16 protein-coding genes and 2 tRNA genes are annotated in these 15,443 nt (G+C 28.6%); 12 read left to right on the top strand and 6 right to left on the bottom strand.

Annotated features, from left to right (window positions below; all coding sequences use genetic code 11):
• Positions 1 to 7: 7 nt before the first annotated feature.
• Positions 8 to 94 (top strand) — tRNA-Leu (locus tag FMM56_RS05960).
• 22 nt (positions 95 to 116) lie between these two features.
• Here the strand turns inward: FMM56_RS05960 and FMM56_RS05955 are convergent.
• Both FMM56_RS05955 and FMM56_RS05950 read right to left on the bottom strand, forming a co-directional pair.
• Complete coding sequence (locus FMM56_RS05955; RefSeq protein ID WP_150208047.1) at positions 117 to 923, bottom strand: phosphatidylserine decarboxylase; 807 nt, start codon at positions 921 to 923, stop codon at positions 117 to 119.
• Positions 920 to 2,044 carry a metallophosphoesterase gene (locus FMM56_RS05950; RefSeq protein WP_150151712.1) on the bottom strand — a complete coding sequence of 375 codons (1,125 nt, stop codon included), beginning with the start codon at positions 2,042 to 2,044 and terminating at the stop codon, positions 920 to 922. Before FMM56_RS05950 ends, FMM56_RS05955 begins: the two co-directional genes overlap by 4 nt.
• Before the next feature lie 81 nt (positions 2,045 to 2,125).
• Here FMM56_RS05950 and gltX point away from each other — a divergent pair, with 81 nt between their 5' ends.
• The 3 genes from gltX (at position 2,126) to FMM56_RS05935 (ending at position 5,425) form a co-directional block, all read left to right on the top strand.
• Positions 2,126 to 3,421, top strand: coding sequence for a glutamate--tRNA ligase (gene gltX / locus FMM56_RS05945; protein WP_150151709.1), 1,296 nt, complete (start codon positions 2,126 to 2,128; stop codon positions 3,419 to 3,421).
• Position 3,422: 1 nt separating this feature from the next.
• A complete protein-coding gene (locus tag FMM56_RS05940) occupies positions 3,423 to 3,710 on the top strand; it encodes a YggT family protein (protein WP_150141739.1) in 288 nt (95 codons plus the stop codon).
• Positions 3,711 to 3,793: 83 nt separating this feature from the next.
• On the top strand, positions 3,794 to 5,425 hold the full coding sequence (locus FMM56_RS05935; RefSeq protein ID WP_150151706.1) for a lytic transglycosylase domain-containing protein: 1,632 nt from the start codon (positions 3,794 to 3,796) through the stop codon (positions 5,423 to 5,425).
• Here the strand turns inward: FMM56_RS05935 and FMM56_RS05930 are convergent.
• Complete coding sequence (locus FMM56_RS05930) at positions 5,322 to 5,846, bottom strand: hypothetical protein (RefSeq protein WP_223810285.1); 525 nt, start codon at positions 5,844 to 5,846, stop codon at positions 5,322 to 5,324. The genes FMM56_RS05935 and FMM56_RS05930 overlap by 104 nt on opposite strands.
• A 71-nt stretch (positions 5,847 to 5,917) precedes the next feature.
• Between FMM56_RS05930 and mobB the strand changes: the two genes are divergently transcribed.
• Genes mobB through FMM56_RS05905 form a run of 5 tightly spaced genes read left to right on the top strand, consistent with a single transcriptional unit; the run spans position 5,918 to position 10,265 of the window.
• Entirely contained in the window at positions 5,918 to 6,415 is a 498-nt protein-coding gene (gene mobB / locus FMM56_RS05925) for a molybdopterin-guanine dinucleotide biosynthesis protein B (RefSeq protein ID WP_150208045.1), read from the top strand.
• On the top strand, positions 6,408 to 7,253 hold the full coding sequence (locus FMM56_RS05920; protein WP_150141742.1) for a class 1 fructose-bisphosphatase: 846 nt from the start codon (positions 6,408 to 6,410) through the stop codon (positions 7,251 to 7,253). The genes mobB and FMM56_RS05920 overlap by 8 nt, the downstream gene beginning before the upstream one ends.
• Positions 7,243 to 7,428, top strand: coding sequence for a hypothetical protein (locus tag FMM56_RS05915; RefSeq protein WP_150141743.1), 186 nt, complete (start codon positions 7,243 to 7,245; stop codon positions 7,426 to 7,428). The genes FMM56_RS05920 and FMM56_RS05915 overlap by 11 nt, the downstream gene beginning before the upstream one ends.
• A gap of 11 nt (positions 7,429 to 7,439) precedes the next feature.
• Positions 7,440 to 9,320, top strand: coding sequence for a methionine--tRNA ligase (gene metG / locus FMM56_RS05910; RefSeq protein ID WP_150180492.1), 1,881 nt, complete (start codon positions 7,440 to 7,442; stop codon positions 9,318 to 9,320).
• The gene (locus FMM56_RS05905) at positions 9,321 to 10,265 is read left to right on the top strand and encodes a hypothetical protein (RefSeq protein WP_150208043.1); all 945 of its coding nucleotides are present in this window, start codon (positions 9,321 to 9,323) and stop codon (positions 10,263 to 10,265) included.
• Between the two features lie 8 nt (positions 10,266 to 10,273).
• Here the strand turns inward: FMM56_RS05905 and FMM56_RS05900 are convergent, their stop codons facing one another.
• Positions 10,274 to 11,200, bottom strand: coding sequence for an SLAC1 anion channel family protein (locus tag FMM56_RS05900; protein WP_150208041.1), 927 nt, complete (start codon positions 11,198 to 11,200; stop codon positions 10,274 to 10,276).
• A gap of 132 nt (positions 11,201 to 11,332) precedes the next feature.
• On the opposite strand from FMM56_RS05900, the gene FMM56_RS05895 reads away from it, so the two are divergent.
• Positions 11,333 to 12,016 carry a Fic family protein gene (locus FMM56_RS05895; protein ID WP_190319024.1) on the top strand — a complete coding sequence of 228 codons (684 nt, stop codon included), beginning with the start codon at positions 11,333 to 11,335 and terminating at the stop codon, positions 12,014 to 12,016.
• 113 nt (positions 12,017 to 12,129) lie between these two features.
• On the opposite strand, the gene FMM56_RS05890 is transcribed toward FMM56_RS05895, so the two are convergent.
• Together FMM56_RS05890 and FMM56_RS05885 are read right to left on the bottom strand one after the other, a co-directional pair.
• Positions 12,130 to 12,888 (bottom strand): MetQ/NlpA family ABC transporter substrate-binding protein, encoded by a 759-nt coding sequence (locus FMM56_RS05890; protein ID WP_150208037.1) that lies wholly within the window; start codon positions 12,886 to 12,888, stop codon positions 12,130 to 12,132.
• 9 nt (positions 12,889 to 12,897) lie between these two features.
• On the bottom strand, positions 12,898 to 13,899 hold the full coding sequence (locus FMM56_RS05885) for an isopenicillin N synthase family dioxygenase (RefSeq protein ID WP_150208035.1): 1,002 nt from the start codon (positions 13,897 to 13,899) through the stop codon (positions 12,898 to 12,900).
• Between the two features lie 296 nt (positions 13,900 to 14,195).
• Between FMM56_RS05885 and FMM56_RS05880 the strand changes: the two genes are divergently transcribed.
• A complete protein-coding gene (locus tag FMM56_RS05880) occupies positions 14,196 to 15,179 on the top strand; it encodes a DUF4885 family protein (protein WP_150208033.1) in 984 nt (327 codons plus the stop codon).
• A 147-nt stretch (positions 15,180 to 15,326) separates the two neighbouring features.
• A tRNA-Lys gene (locus FMM56_RS05875) sits at positions 15,327 to 15,402 on the top strand.
• Positions 15,403 to 15,443 lie beyond the last annotated feature (41 nt).

Raw genomic sequence — 15,443 nt, 5'->3', positions numbered from 1 at the left:
GCTTTAAGCCCAAGTGGTGAAACTGGTAGACGCGCTAGACTCAAAATCTAGTAAGGGCAACCTTGTGTCGGTTCGAGTCCGACCTTGGGCACCATTTAAAATTTATGAATTTAAATTTACAAAAAAGAAGCGATTTTTTGACCTACTTTTATATTATCATTTTCTTTTACATTAAATTTTAAATAATCTTTTTGGACTATTAAAACTATGGTAGAACCTAACTCAAAATAGCCTAATTCATCGCCTTTTTTAATATATAAATTTTCGTAATTATACGAAAAATCATGGCTATTTTTTGCGTTTGTCTGTATATTTTCATCAAAATTAAAACGCATTTTTCCTACATTTTGAGCCCCTACAAAAACAAGCCAAAAGATAAAATTATTGCATTTGCATTTTAAGCTTACTCTTTCGTTTTTTGTGTAAAGATTGCTAATTTTTTTAAGATATTTTTCATTAACGCTAAATAATGACCCTCTTGTATAAACAGCTTGTAAAATTTGCATATCAAAGGGGACGTGATAGCGATGATAATTACTTGGAGAAAGATATATATTTACATAATCAAGCCCTTTTTCTAACTCATTTTTTTCAAAATTATCCCTTAAAAGTTCTTCAATGCTATAAGTATGACCCTTTATAGAAAAGGCAAAGGCTTCATCATTTGCTAAAAAACTAGACCCACTTTGATAAATTTTACCATCACTTGGGGCTACAAAATCATCTTGAAATTCTATATCCTTTGTAAATTTACGCGTAAAAAGGGCGTTTAAACTTTCATACTCATATGCACTTTTAAAGTCACTTAAATTTATATTAAAATAACTCACATAACTTTCATTAATAACCTTTTGTAAGGGTTTATAAAATTTAAACTTAGCAACTACTCCAAATAGCCTTGAAGTAAAATTTGAAAAACTCATTTTTCTCCTTTTAAATTTAAAATCACTATTTCACTTTGAGTAAGCATTCTTAAACTTGGTCCCCAAAAACCAGCCCCTGTGCTAATAAAAATTTGAGTTTGTTTTCCTAATTCGTGCAAGCCTGATATAAAACCTTGATTAAGTTCAACTAAAAACATAAATGGAAAAATTTGACCCCCGTGAGTGTGGCCACTTAATATTAAATCAAAATCGCTTAAATCATAAAGCAAGGCAGTTTTTGGCTGATGTGCTAATAAAATGCTAGGCTTTGAAAAATCCATATCAACTTTAACCCTTTGTAAATCAGGCCCTAAAATACCCCTATTTTGCAAACCTGCTAAGTCGCCAAGTCCTGCGATATTTATAAAGCCTAAGTCTATATTTTCATTTATTAAAATATTCATCTTTGTTTTAGTCTTTAAAAGTTCTATTATCTCATAAACTCCTCTGTAATATTCATGATTGCCAAGCGAGTAGTAAACACCAAATTTAGTATTAAATAAATCTAAATCGCTAATATAACTTTCAATCTCTTTAACATTTGTATCAACCAAATCCCCAACAATTACTACCATATCAACATTTTGAGCATTTACCTTTTCTATTAAGGCATTTAAAAATTCCTTATGTAAATTTTTGCCTAAATGTATATCAGTAAGCATTGCTATTTTTAAATCTTGTTTAAGTTTTGGAAGTTTTATTTCAACTTCTTTAATATCAGGTATCTTAATAGCACTATATATACTAAAATATGCTAAATACGAAGAAAGCCCTATTATCAAAAGTTCAAAAATAGACCTTGTAAATGGGCATTTTAATTTTTGTTTGCCTGTAAAATAATATAATAAACGCAAAATATCAAGTATTAAGGTAATAAAAAATAAACAATAAGTCGGGGCATAAAGCATGGATAAAAATGAGTAAATATCATTGCTTAAAAGTTCTACCTTACGTACTGCTAGAAAAAATACCTGACATATAAATAAAAGGCTAAAAATTACTATAAATAAAGGCTTTAAATGAGTAAATAGAAAGAATTTACAAATCAATCTTTTATAAATATAGACATTAGCAACGGCAAAAATCAATAAAACTACAAAGGAAAATATTAAAAAAATCATAGGCACAATTATAACTACAAAAAATAAATATTTATATATTTTTGTTATAATTGATTTTTAAAATTTTTAAAAGGTTATAAAATGTATCGTTTTGCTCCATCTCCAACAGGGGATATGCATATAGGAAATTTAAGAGTGGCACTTTTTAATTATATTTGTTCAAGGCAAGAAAATAAAGACTTTATATTAAGGATTGAAGATACTGATAAGGCTAGAAACATACAGGGAAAAGAAGAAGAGATAAAAGAACTTTTAAAGCTTTTTGGTATAACTTGGCAACATTTTTATATACAAAGTGAAAATTTAAAATTTCATCTTAAAATGGCTTTAAAATTAGTAGCTGAAAAAAAGGCCTTTGCTTGTTTTTGTACTGAAAGTGAGTTAGAAGCAAAAAAAGAGATTGCTAAAAAGGCTAAAAAAGCTTATAGATACGATGATACTTGCGAAAATTTAACGAATAGTGAAGTTTTACAAAATGAAAAGCCCTTTGTAATTAGACTTAAAAAACCTAAGCAAAGCATTAAATTTAAGGACTTAATCAAGGGTGAGTTAAGCTTTGAACCTGAAAATATAGATAGTTTTGTGATAATGAGGGCTGATAAGACCCCTACTTATAACTTTGCTTGTGGGGTTGATGATATGTTAGAAGATGTAAGTTGTATCATTAGAGGCGAAGACCATGTTGGAAATACTCCAAAACAAGAACACATTCGCCATAGCTTAAATTATGATAAAAAAATAAGTTATGCACATTTGCCTATAATCTTAGATGGAAATGGACAAAAAATGAGTAAAAGACATGCTCATTCAAGCGTAAAATGGCTTTTAGAACAAGGAATTTTACCAAGTGCTATTGCAAATTATTTAATCTTACTAGGCAATAAAACTCCTGTTGAAATTTTCACGCTTGAAGAAAGTTTTAATTTTTTTGATATTAAAAATATCTCAAAATCACCTGCAAAATTTGACTTTAAAAAGCTTTTACAAATCAATAGAGAACACATTAAAATACTTGAAAAATCAAAGCTTAACGAGCTTTTAAATTTTAATAAAGACCTAGCTTTATTAGCTAAATTTTACACTCAAGAAGCAAGCACCTTAAATGAAATTAAAGAAAAAATAAGATTAATTTTTAATAAAAAAGATTTTGATGAATTTAAAAATGAATGTGAGTTGATTAAAAAAAGCTTATTAGAAATTAATTTAAGCGATGATTATAACGAATTTATAAATTCTTTAATGCAAAAAACAAACCTTAAAGGCAAGAATTTTTTTATGCCACTAAGGATAATCTTAACAGGGCAAAAACACGGACCTGAATTAAGTAAGCTTTATACGCTTATAAAGCCTTTTATCAAAGAATTAGCAAGGATTTAAAATGGGTGTGAGTTTGATTTTAAGCTTGGTTGAATTGTTACAAATAATTATTAATGTCTATATTTTTATATTTATCGCAGCTGCGTTAATAACTTGGGTAAATCCAGACCCTTACAACCCTATAGTTCAAATTTTATATAAATTAACAGCCCCAGCCTATAAGCTTATAAGCTTTATTCCTACGCGTATAGGTCCTGTTGATATAGCCCCGATTATAATTATCATAGCTTTAGAATTTATTAAAATTTTTATAGGTCAATTAGCAATTTATTATTTACGCACATTTTAGATTTTTTAAAATTTGTAATTAAAATGTTTAGGGTAATTAAATTCTATTTGATATAATAAAACAAAATTATACAAGGAAAAGATATGAAAAAAATTCTTGCTCTATGCCTTTTTATAAGCTTTTTGAGTTCTTTAAATGCCGCCATTTATAGCCTTGAAACCTTAAAAAAACACGATAACTCCTTAGCAAAGGATTATTATATACATAGATTAATTGAAAATAAAAGCTTAAATAAACAAGAGATAAAGGGGCTTAGAAAGCATATTTTTCGCTATGCAGGTAGGATTAAAAAAGATATTGAAAAAATAATAGTTTTAAAGCCTATCATTAATCCAGCCACTGCAGCTTGCTATAATTATACTAAAAATAATATCTTAGACGCAAATACAAGTTGTCAAATAACAAGGCTTGGTTCAATCCCTTTTATTTCAAGTCTTAGTACTCAAACTAGACAAATTTTAGCTAACAAATTTCAAAATTCAAAACAAGAATTAACCCACCTTTTACTCGGTTTTAATACTAAAAATCCTATGGCTTATGTGGTTTCAAAAGGGGACGTAAACGCTTTTTTTAGACTTTATAATTATTCTTCAAAGCTTGATACTGATTTAAATATAAATTTTGTAAATAAACTTCCAAGCCATAAATCTTTTAAAAAAATAGCACAAAATATCATTATAAAAAGAGAGCACCCAAAATTAAGGCATTCTTTATTGGAAATTAATCCACAAAACTCAAGCGAGGATTCTGCCTTTTATTTAGGAGTAAATGCTCTTAGCTATCGAAAAGAAGCACTTGCTTATGAATTTTTTAAAAGGGCTTATGAAAGCTTTAAATTGCAAGAAAATAAAGATAATGCATTATTTTGGATGTATAAGATTAAAAATGATGAAAATTTATTAAAAAAGTTAGCCAATAGTAAGTCTGTTAATATTTATAGTCTTTACGCTAGAGAACTTACCAACTCTTCAATGCCTGAGATTATAACCCCAACGACAAGTGATAAAATAAGTAGTTTTGATATGAGTAATCCCTTTGCTTGGCAAAAATTAGCAAAGCAGATAAAGGATGCAAATTCTACAAAATTATCAACACTTGCCAAGGAATTTAACAGCAAAAATACCCTTTCAATTTATACCTATATCCTAGAAAGGCAATCAGGCTTTAAGCAAAATTATTTTATTATGCCTTATTATGAGTATATAAAAGATTATGATATATCTCGCCAAGCCTTGATTTTAGCCATTGCAAGACAGGAAAGTCGCTTTATACCAACAGCTATTTCTACTTCTTATGCCTTAGGAATGATGCAATTTATGCCCTTTGTTGCAAATCACATAGCGCAAAAGGAATTAAAGCTTGAAAATTTCGACCAAGATGATATGTTTAACCCACAAACTGCGTATTTTTTTGCTAATCACCATTTAGATTATTTAGAACAAAATTTAAAATATCCTTTATTTATGGCCTATGCTTATAATGGAGGAATAGGCTTTACAAATAGAATGCTTGCAAGGGATGATATGTTTAAAAATGGCAAATTTGAACCATTCTTATCAATGGAACTTGTACCTTACCAAGAAAGTAGAATTTATGGAAAAAAGGTACTAGCTAATTATATTGTGTATCGACATCTACTGAACGATAATATAAAGATTTCGAGTATTTTTCAAGATTTAATTCAAAGCAATCATAAGGAAAAGGACAAATCTTAACCACAAAATTTCTCTCATTGCTAATTGATTTTCGCCTTATCTTAAAATAACGCGTAAAGTCATTATTAATGAGATATTTCATTAAAATATCGTCCCTTGCAAGTTCGCTAATTTCACTGCTTTGATTATTAATAATTATACTTAAATCAATGATTTTAAAGCTATCAGGGGTTATGCTTAAAACAAAGATATCATCACTTGAAGGATTATCTAAAATAGGATTTAAATAAGCTAAAATCAAAACTGCACTTTCGTTATTTTCACTTTCATTAACAATTCTTTGTTTTTGAGAAAACATTAAGGTTTGAGTCTTTAAATTTACAAGCTTTGTTTCTCCATTTTTATTAGAACAAGCACAAAATACAAAAATACTAAGTAAAAAAATACAAATTCTCATCATTTTTTCCAAAAAATTTTGCATATTGTAACCTTTTAACTCTATTTTTTGCTTTAAAAAGATATACTTTTAAAAATTTTTTGCAAAGAAGTATTATGAAAAAACTTGTAATGGCATTTAGTGGTCCTTCAAATTCAGGCAAAACGACACTTATTTCAAAGTTAAGTACTGAATTTATCAATCAAGGATTAGAGCTAATTTTAATCAAACACGACCCAAGCGATAAGGCTGTTTTTGATAAAAATGGCAAGGATAGCTTTAAATTTTTTCAAAGTGGGGCTGATGTTATGGTATTAAGTCCAAATCGAACTACTTATTTTTCACACACACCAAGAGATGTTTTAAGTGCCTTAAAAATGGTAGATGATTTTGACTTATGCTTAGTTGAGGGTCTAAAAACCCTTGATTTACCACGCATTAGTGTATTTTGCAAGGATATTGATGAAAGTTATTTTTCCTTTTCACAGGCCATAGCAAGTTATGAAAAAATAGAAAATGACAAGCTTGCCTGGCTTTATATAGATGATATAAAAGGAATTTGTGAATATATTTTAAAAAATGCAAAAAGCTTAAAAGGAGAGGTTAATGGATGAAATTTTTGATTATATAAAAAAAGCAGTTTTAAGCATTTCAAATGAACTTAAATTTCCTGATACTAGCTATAATCAAAGTCAAAATAAGACAGGCGATACCCAGCTTAAATTTGATGTAATAAGCGATGAAATTATTACAAATACTCTTAGCAAATGCCCTAATATAAAGGCATTAATCAGCGAAGAAAAAGATGAAAGTTTAATCTTAAACGAAGAGGCTACTTACATAGTAGCTTACGACCCGTTAGATGGGTCATCTTTAATGGATGTAAATTTTGCCATAGGTTCAATATTTGCAATCTATGAAAAAAAAGCACAAGCTAAGTGCTTAAAGGCAGCAATTTATAGCATTTATGGACCTAGACTTGAACTTGTTATTTGTAAGGATTGTGTAAATTTATATAGATTAAACAAAGAAAACGAATTTATCTTTGTAAAAAAACTTATTATGCAAGAAAAGGGCAAGATAAATGCCACGGGTGGTACTCAAAAAAATTGGGATGAAAAACATGCAAAATTTATAAAAGGGCTTTTTGATGAGGGTTATAGATTAAGATATTCTGGGGCTATGGTAAGTGATATGCACCAAATTTTATGCAAGGGTGGAGGGCTTTTTTCTTATCCTGCCACAAAGAACTCTGTAAATGGTAAATTAAGAGCGTTTTTTGAGGTCTTTCCTTTTGCTTATATCACTGAAAAAGCAGGTGGAAAAACTAGTAATGGGCTAAATGAAAGCTTACTGGACTTAGAATTTGATAATATCCACGCAACCACACCTTGCTTTTTTGGTTCAAAATATGAAATTAACGCACTTTTAAAGGCTTATAATGAAAGATAAGTACGAATTAGACCTTGATGAAAAAAAAGAACATTTAAAACAATGTCAAGAAGAAAAAAATTTTAAATCTTGTTATAACTGCGAAAGTATTTTTAATTGTTTAGTGCGTAAAAATTTCGTTGATGCAGTATATGCTAGTATGTCTAAGGGCAAAACTGGCGGATTTGATTTTTAAAAGGAATGTAAATGAGATATATAACAACTCCTATTTATTATGTTAATGATGTGGCACACTTAGGACATGCCTATACAACTATAATTGCTGATACCATGGCTCGTTTTTATCGCTTGCAAGGGCATGAAACAAGATTTTTAACAGGCACTGATGAACACGGCCAAAAGATAGAACAAGCCGCAAAGGATAGAAATTTCGCTCCCAAAGAGTACGCTGATAAAGTAAGCAATGAATTTAAAAAATTATGGGATAAATTTGAGATAAGTTATGATATTTACGCAAGGACTACGGATAAAAGGCATATAGATTTTGTTAAGACTATGTTTTTGAAAATGTGGGAAAATGACGACATTTATAAGGGAGATTATGAGGGCTTTTATTGTGTTTCTTGTGAGAGTTTTTTTACAAAAACTCAATTAAATGGTGAGTGTTGCCCTGATTGTGGCAAAAAAACAAATATCTTAAAAGAAGAAAGTTATTTTTTTAAACTCTCAAAATATGAAGATAAAATTTTAAAATGGTACGATGAAAAAAATCCAATAATCCCACAAAATAAAACAAATGAATTAAGAAATTTCATACAAAGTGGCTTAAAAGATTTATCCATTACCCGTACTAGCTTTAATTGGGGTATAAAATTGCCAGAACAAATGAATGATGATAAGCATATTATTTATGTATGGCTTGATGCCTTATTTATTTATGTATCCTCGCTAGATTATGGGACAAATGGGCAAAATGCTAAATTTTGGCCGCCACATTTTCACCTTGTAGGCAAAGATATTTTGCGTTTTCATGCTGTTTATTGGCCTGCTTTTTTAATGAGCGTGAAATTGCCTTTGCCAAAATTTATAGCAAGTCATGGTTGGTGGACTAAGGATGGCGAAAAAATGAGTAAATCAAAGGGCAATGTTATAAAACCTAAAGAAGTGGTTGATGCTTATGGGCTTGATGCTTTTAGATACTTTTTACTTAAAGAAGTACCCTTTGGGAATGATGGAGATTTTAGCGAAGAAGTGTTTATAAAAAGGATAAATACAGAACTTAATAACGAATTTGGAAATTTATTAAATCGCTTAATAGGCATGAGTTTAAAATACACAAATGCCCAAATTTTAAGTACAAATGTGCTTGATTATTTTAAAAATGAACTTGAAAACGCAAATAAGCACTTAAAAATGGCTTTAGAATTTATTGAAAATTTGCAATTAAGTCGTTATTTAGAAGAACTTTTTAAAGCTTTAAGCGTAGCAAATTTAAGCATCAGCCAATATGAACCTTGGAATTTGATTAAAAACAATGAAACAAATAAGGCAAATGCCCTAATCGCCCTTTGTGCGAATATCTTAGCTAAAACTAGCATTTTATTAAGCCCTGCTTTGCCAAAAAGCTGCCAAAAGGTAGCTAAGGCCTTAAATTTTAGCATTGATACTGCTAATTTTAATGATATAATCTTACAAAACAAGCTTTTAAATTTTAAAATAAGCCCTTGTGAGCCTTTATTTACTAAGATAGAAAAGCCACTTTTAAAAAATGAAATTATCATTAAAGAAGAAAAAAGTACTCAAAAGATTAAAATCGATGACTTTGCAAAGGTTGAAATAAGAGTGGCATTAGTTAAAAACTGCGAAAATATACCAGGTAGCGAAAAACTTTTAAAATTTGACTTAGAACTTGAAAATGGCGAGGTAAGACAGGTGCTTTCCGGCATTGCAAAATATTATAACCCAGCCACGCTTATAGGTACGCAAGTTTGTGTTTTAAGCAATCTTAAAAAGGCTAAAATTTTTGGCTATGAAAGCGATGGCATGATACTTTCAGCAAAAAGTGGGGATAGATTAATTTTAATAAGTCCAAAAGATATAGTAGAAAATGGGTCTTTGATAGGTTAAATGAATATTAGCAATTTAAATGAGCTTTTAAGAACGCAAATTTTAAACGAAGGGAGCACATTAAGCGTTGATTTTTTTACAAATGAATTAAAAAAGGTTAAATATGGCTGTGCTTTTTTTTCAAATGATATTGACGAGCTTGAAAAGGCCATTGAACAAGGTGCCTTTGTAATCGTTTTTGAAAAGGATATTCAAATAAATCATAAGGATATTTTTTATCTAAAAAGCGAAAATTTAAAGCAATCCCTTACAAATTTACTTCGTTTTATAAGTGAAGAAAAGGAATTTGAATTTTTATATTGTCAAAAAATAGCTTTAAATTACGCAAAAGCCTTTTTTATAAATGTTTTAACAGGCGATATTTTTAAAGATTTTAAACTTTTAACAAATGCTAAAAAAAATAGCCTTTTTTGCTTTGATGATAAAAAATATTTAATCAAATTTAGCGTAAATTTAAAGGAACTAAAAAAGGCAAATTTTGAACTTTTAAATCAATCAAGCATATTTTTTACAAATTTACTTTGCCAAAATCACTATTTTAAGGACCTTGCCTTTCCTTATGTGTATGCTGAAATTTTTTCTTCTTTTGTTGCTTTTTTTAAAAATGAAAGAAAAGAGCTTAAATTTGACGCAAAAAAACTTGATTTTTTTAAAATTTATTTCATAAATGAAAATTTTGAAATAGTAGATTTTGGCAAATCTTCTAGGGCCTTTATAATAGTTTTTGACTTATTTAATTTTGAATTTATGAGTGAAAGATTAAAAGATATTAAAGGCTTTAAAACAGCTTTAAATTCGCTATTTTGCGACTTTGCCTATGCCAAACTTTCTGATTTAAGACTCTTAAAAGATTTTAGATACTGCCTTTTACAACTTGAAAACGAAGAAGAATTTTTAAAAGAATTTTCACAAAAGCAAATACAAGAAAGAAGTTTGTTTGATTAAAAACTTCCTTACTCTTCAAAAACACTTTTATTTATGATATTTTTAATAGTATAAAAACTTACGATTATAACCATAAGAATAAGCATTAAAAGGGTAAAAGTTCCTAAATAATAAAAAAATATCTCCTTATTTAACTCATAAGCCTTAAAAAATGCTAGGGATGCTGTTGCACTTGGAAAGGTAAAAGCCCACCATGATATGAAAAATTTAAGCTTTAAAAAATTTTTATACATAAAAATAATGAGTCCTACAAAAAATATAGCAATGCCTAAAAGCATTGAGGCAAAAAAATCAAGGTTCTTTGTTAGCTTTACATAATCTAAAAAAGCCACGCTTGGTGGGGCTATCATTATAAATAAGGTTGGCATAAATTTAAGAGGTAATTGTTCATGAAATAAAATCCTATAAAAAATAACACTAAATAAAATTAGCCAAAAAAACACAGCCACTCCGAAAAAGCACCATAACCAAAAATAATCTTGCTTTGCTACTAAAACTATGATTAAATTGCCAACAATGGGTATAAAATAGGCGGGGTTTGAATGCTTTATGTCTAAGTTATGATTTATCCAAAAGGATATAACAAAAAAGCTAAGATATGTTTGAATTATCAAAGCTGTATAAAAAAATACATCATAAAACAAAATTATATTATTAAATAAACTTGCTAAAATAAGCATAGAAATAGGTATGGTTGATATAAAATTTATCTTTATAGGATGAGTAAATTCCCCTTTTACCTTTGAAAAATAAAAAATACTTTTTGCAAGATAAAAAAGACTTATGATAATAAAAATGCTAAGATTAAAATAAGCAAAAAAATCTATGAAAGCTTGATTTAAATTTGAAAAAATAAAAAATCTTTCAAGGGCTAAATTTAAACCTCCAAGACCCATAACAACAGAAAAAAACATAAGTGGAAAATTTGCAATCATTCTTATCCTTTTTTAAAATGTTAATCTTAGCATAAAATTACATTTTAAATAATAAACTTAGCTATAATTACAAAAATTTATAAAGTCAAAAACATGACTCTATATAACCCAGATTATTTAAATAATATTAACATGTTCAATAGCAAAAAACTTGATTTTTTAGACTCTTTGCAAAAAAGTAAGAATTTAAATTTATTCTTAAATGATAAAAAATTAAATGAAAAATTTAGCTTTGATTTTATACACTCTTCATCTCAAATTGAAGGAAATTCATATACAAAGGCTGAAACCTTATCGCTTTTAGATATAGGAATAACAGCCGGTGGTAAGAAATTTAGTGATGCAGTTATGATTTTAAACTTACGAGAGATTTATAATGAAATAATAAATAATGATTTTGAAATAAATAAAACAAATTTACACCATATACACTCCATAATCGCCAAAGATTTAGTAAAAGATTTAGGGATAATAAGAAAGTCTAGCATAGGTGGTATAACTGGAAGTAGCTATTTACCCTTAGCAAGTGGAGATAGATTAAATGCCAAGATGAATCATTTATTAAAACAAGCAACACAAATTCAAATTCCATTTAACAAGGCTGTATATTTACATAATAATATTGCCTATTTGCAATATTTTGAAGATGCCAATAAAAGAACGACTAGGACCATGCAATTTATATCTTTAAAAAACGATAAAATCATGCCTCTTATTTTGATTAATGATGATAAAATTTTATACGATGCTTATAGAAGTGCTATGGTTGCTTATTATGAAAGTGGAGATTATACTTTGTATAAGGATTTTTTATGAAAAATTATGAGATATTAAGTGATTTTTTTAAGCTACTTAATGACAATATCAAATATTCTAAGCATATTAAAAGAAGATAAACTTTGATTGAATTTCAATCAAAGTTAAAAAAGCTAAAAAGCAGGGATTAAAGCCCCTTGAAAATTCTCATTCATAAAATTTTTTACCTTTTGACTTTGCAAGGACTTAATTAAAGCCTTTGTTTTTGCGGAATTTTCATTACCTTCTTTTACTACAAGTATATTTGCATAGGGACTAAATTTGCTTTCTAAATAAAGTGCATCCTTAGTAGGAATTAATCCAGCTTGAAGTGCGAAATTTCCATTTATAACAGAAAAATCAACATCGCTTAAGCTTCTTACAAGCTGGGCATCCTTAATCTCTACAAATTTAATATTTAATCTATTTTCTACAATGTCAAGTGTGGTAGCTAACTCGTGGTTTTTAAGCTTTATAAGCCCACTACTTTCTAAAATTTGTAGTGCCCTAGCCTCGTTTGTAGGATTATTTGGAATACTAATAACAGCCTTATGATTTGGCACAAATTCCTTAAATTTAGTAGAATAAACACCCATAGGCTCAATATGTATCTTTGCAACACTTACAAGCTTTGTACCCTTATTTTTATTAAATTCAAGCAAATAAGGTTCGTGTTGAAAAAAATTTGCATCCAAGGAGTTATTATCTGTACTCATATTTGGCTGCACCCCGTCTGTAAACTCATAAATTTCAAGCTTAAAACCCTCTTTTTCAAGGTCTTTTTCAATATGCTTTAAAATTAATGCATGTGGAGTGGGACTTGCACCAACTTTTAAGCTTTCAAGTCCAAAGCTAAAATTTAAAAAAAGTAAAATTAAAAAAATCTTTTTCATAATTATCCTTTAAGCAAAACTAAATTTTTCTATTAAATCGCTGTGATGTACCTTTGCTACCTGTGGGTGTGACCTTATCATTCTTTTAAAATAATTTTGTGCCACATTTCTTAAAAGTGGATTTTTAGGGTCTGTATCAACGCCCTTTGCATCCTTAGCAAATTCATCATTAAGCTTAAAAATAGGTATATCCTTATCAAGTTGCACGCCTAAAAAATAAGCTGTGGAAAATCTTTCTTTTTTGCTTAAATTTACCCGGTGCAAGGTGGCTTTTAAATAGCCATTTGTAGCCATTTCTAAGAATTCTCCTATGTTTATTACAAAACTTCCTTCAAGTATAGGTACATCAACCCATTTTCCATTTATATAGCCTTGAAGTCCACTTTGTTCATCTTGTAAAACATAGGTAATTAACCCTCCATCCTTGTGAGGTCCTACGCCTTGAATTTCATTATCAAAGGCTGGAGGATACCTTAAAAGCTTACAATGTTGATAATTATGCTCCCCATATAAACTATCAAAATTCTCACTTAATTTTAAGGCCTTAACAAAGGCATTTAAAAGCCTTTTTGATGAATTTTGCGTTTGCCTTAGCCATTCTAAAAATACAGGTTTTAACTCAGGTATTTGACTAGGATATAAATTTGTACCTTGCAATCTTTGCCATAAAGGCGAGTTAGTATCCCAATTTATTTCCTTTTCATCAGGTCCTAAATCAATTTGTTCCCTAAAATCCTTAGCCCCTGCAGTATACTCACCACCTTCATTAGAATAACCCCTAAAGCTTGGAGATAGCACCATGTCAATTTCATCTTTTTGACTTTGTGGTAAGCTAAAAAATTGCTTAGATAGGCTTTGAAGTTTTTTACAAAGTGCTAAATCAACGCCATGGTCTATTAAATAAAAAGACCCAATCTCCCTTGCTACCTTTCTAAGTTTTTCAAAGGCTTCTTCATTTTTTTCATCGTCAAAATCACTTAATCTAAGCACTGGTAATGGTAAATTTTCCATAATAATTCCTTTTGTAAAAATTTTAAAACTTTGATAAATTTTGATAAAAATAAGAAAGAAAATAAGATATTTTTAAAGTATATTTAAAAGGACTTAACTTTGCTTTCCTATTCAACTAGTCCTAGAAAGCAAAGCTAGCTAAGACTTAAAACAAACTACACATTAGACACATTTGCATCAGTTTAAGCATTGATTTAAGTCCTTTCTAAAAAATTAAAATAGCAAATTGTACTAAATTTTTCTTAAAATTATTTAAAAGTATTTTTTTTTGCCGATACTAAATTTAAGGAGAAAAAATGCAAGTAAACTCAATGTATTATAATTACTACAACAAAGAAGGTCGCTACACTCCTAATAGCCCACAAACTCCTGCTTGGAAAAAAATTTATGAACAAAGCGAAGATAAGATTAAATCAAGCAATGAAAATCAAGATAGCGATACTTACAAAGGGCTTGTAAAATTAGAAAATTATTATTATGAATTAGGCGTTTTGAATAGGGCTAAATATAGCACTTATGAAGAGTTACAAAACGCCCTATCTCAAAAATATTTAAGCAAAAACTCAATTTATGCTAATTATAGCTACCAAGAACGTAGGGCAATGTATGATAATGAGTTAAATATGTCTGCTTTTGGTATTGCTACAAATTTAAGCGACCCTATTTTAGGTGCTGTAAAAGGTGAAAGTGATGAAGAAAGGCAAAATTTTAATAGGCAAAGCGTAACTAATCAAATTAATAATATTTTAAACAAAAATGGCATTGATATAAATTCTTTAAGCCTTGTTTTTAGTATTGATAAAGATTATAATTTATCTGTTTTTAACCTTGAAGATTCTACACTAGCTCTTAAAATTTCAAGCCTTTTAAATGAAAATAATAATGCAAAGGAATTTTTTACTCATATCTTGCAAAGCCTTAGATTTAATGGAGTAAACATAGATGAAGATATTTTAAATAAATTTCATTTACATAGAGAACTTGTAAATATAACCGGTTTTAGTTTAGATGATTTTCACCAGGAAAACGGTCAAATTTTAAATGAAAATGGCCAAAACATAATAGATATTTTTAATGAGTATTTAGAAACTACCGACAAGGTGCCTAATGAATTTAAAGGAGTTGCTTTTTCATATTTTAAGAGCTTAGTTGATAGTCTTGCAAATAAGGATTTAAACCAAATTGCTGATTTAAATTTAAGTATAGCTTATGAAAATGGCGTTTTAAAAGATTTAGATAATGAAGAAATTTTAAATAAAAATATTTCAATTCTAACTTAAAAATCTAAGCCTTGCAAAGTGCTTAAAAAATCCTTAAATTTATATTTTTTTAAAAACTTGAAAGTGGCTTGAAAAATGTAAAAATCGCTATAACTTGCTTAAAATACTTGACAAATTAATTTATAATTTGGCATAATTTCATTTTTTGTCTCGTTAGCTCAGACGGTAGAGCATCTCCCTTTTAAGGAGGGGGCCGTTGGTTCGAATCCAACACGGGACACCATTGAGGACAACACTCCGATAGCGAAATAGAGAGTTAAATCC

Source organism: Campylobacter sp. LR264d (genome assembly GCF_008633895.1).
In the GTDB taxonomy this organism is placed as follows: Bacteria; Campylobacterota; Campylobacteria; order Campylobacterales; family Campylobacteraceae; genus Campylobacter_D.
The sequence above is the reverse complement of the archived record's forward strand: the minus strand, read 5'-3'. Positions and strand labels throughout refer to the sequence as shown.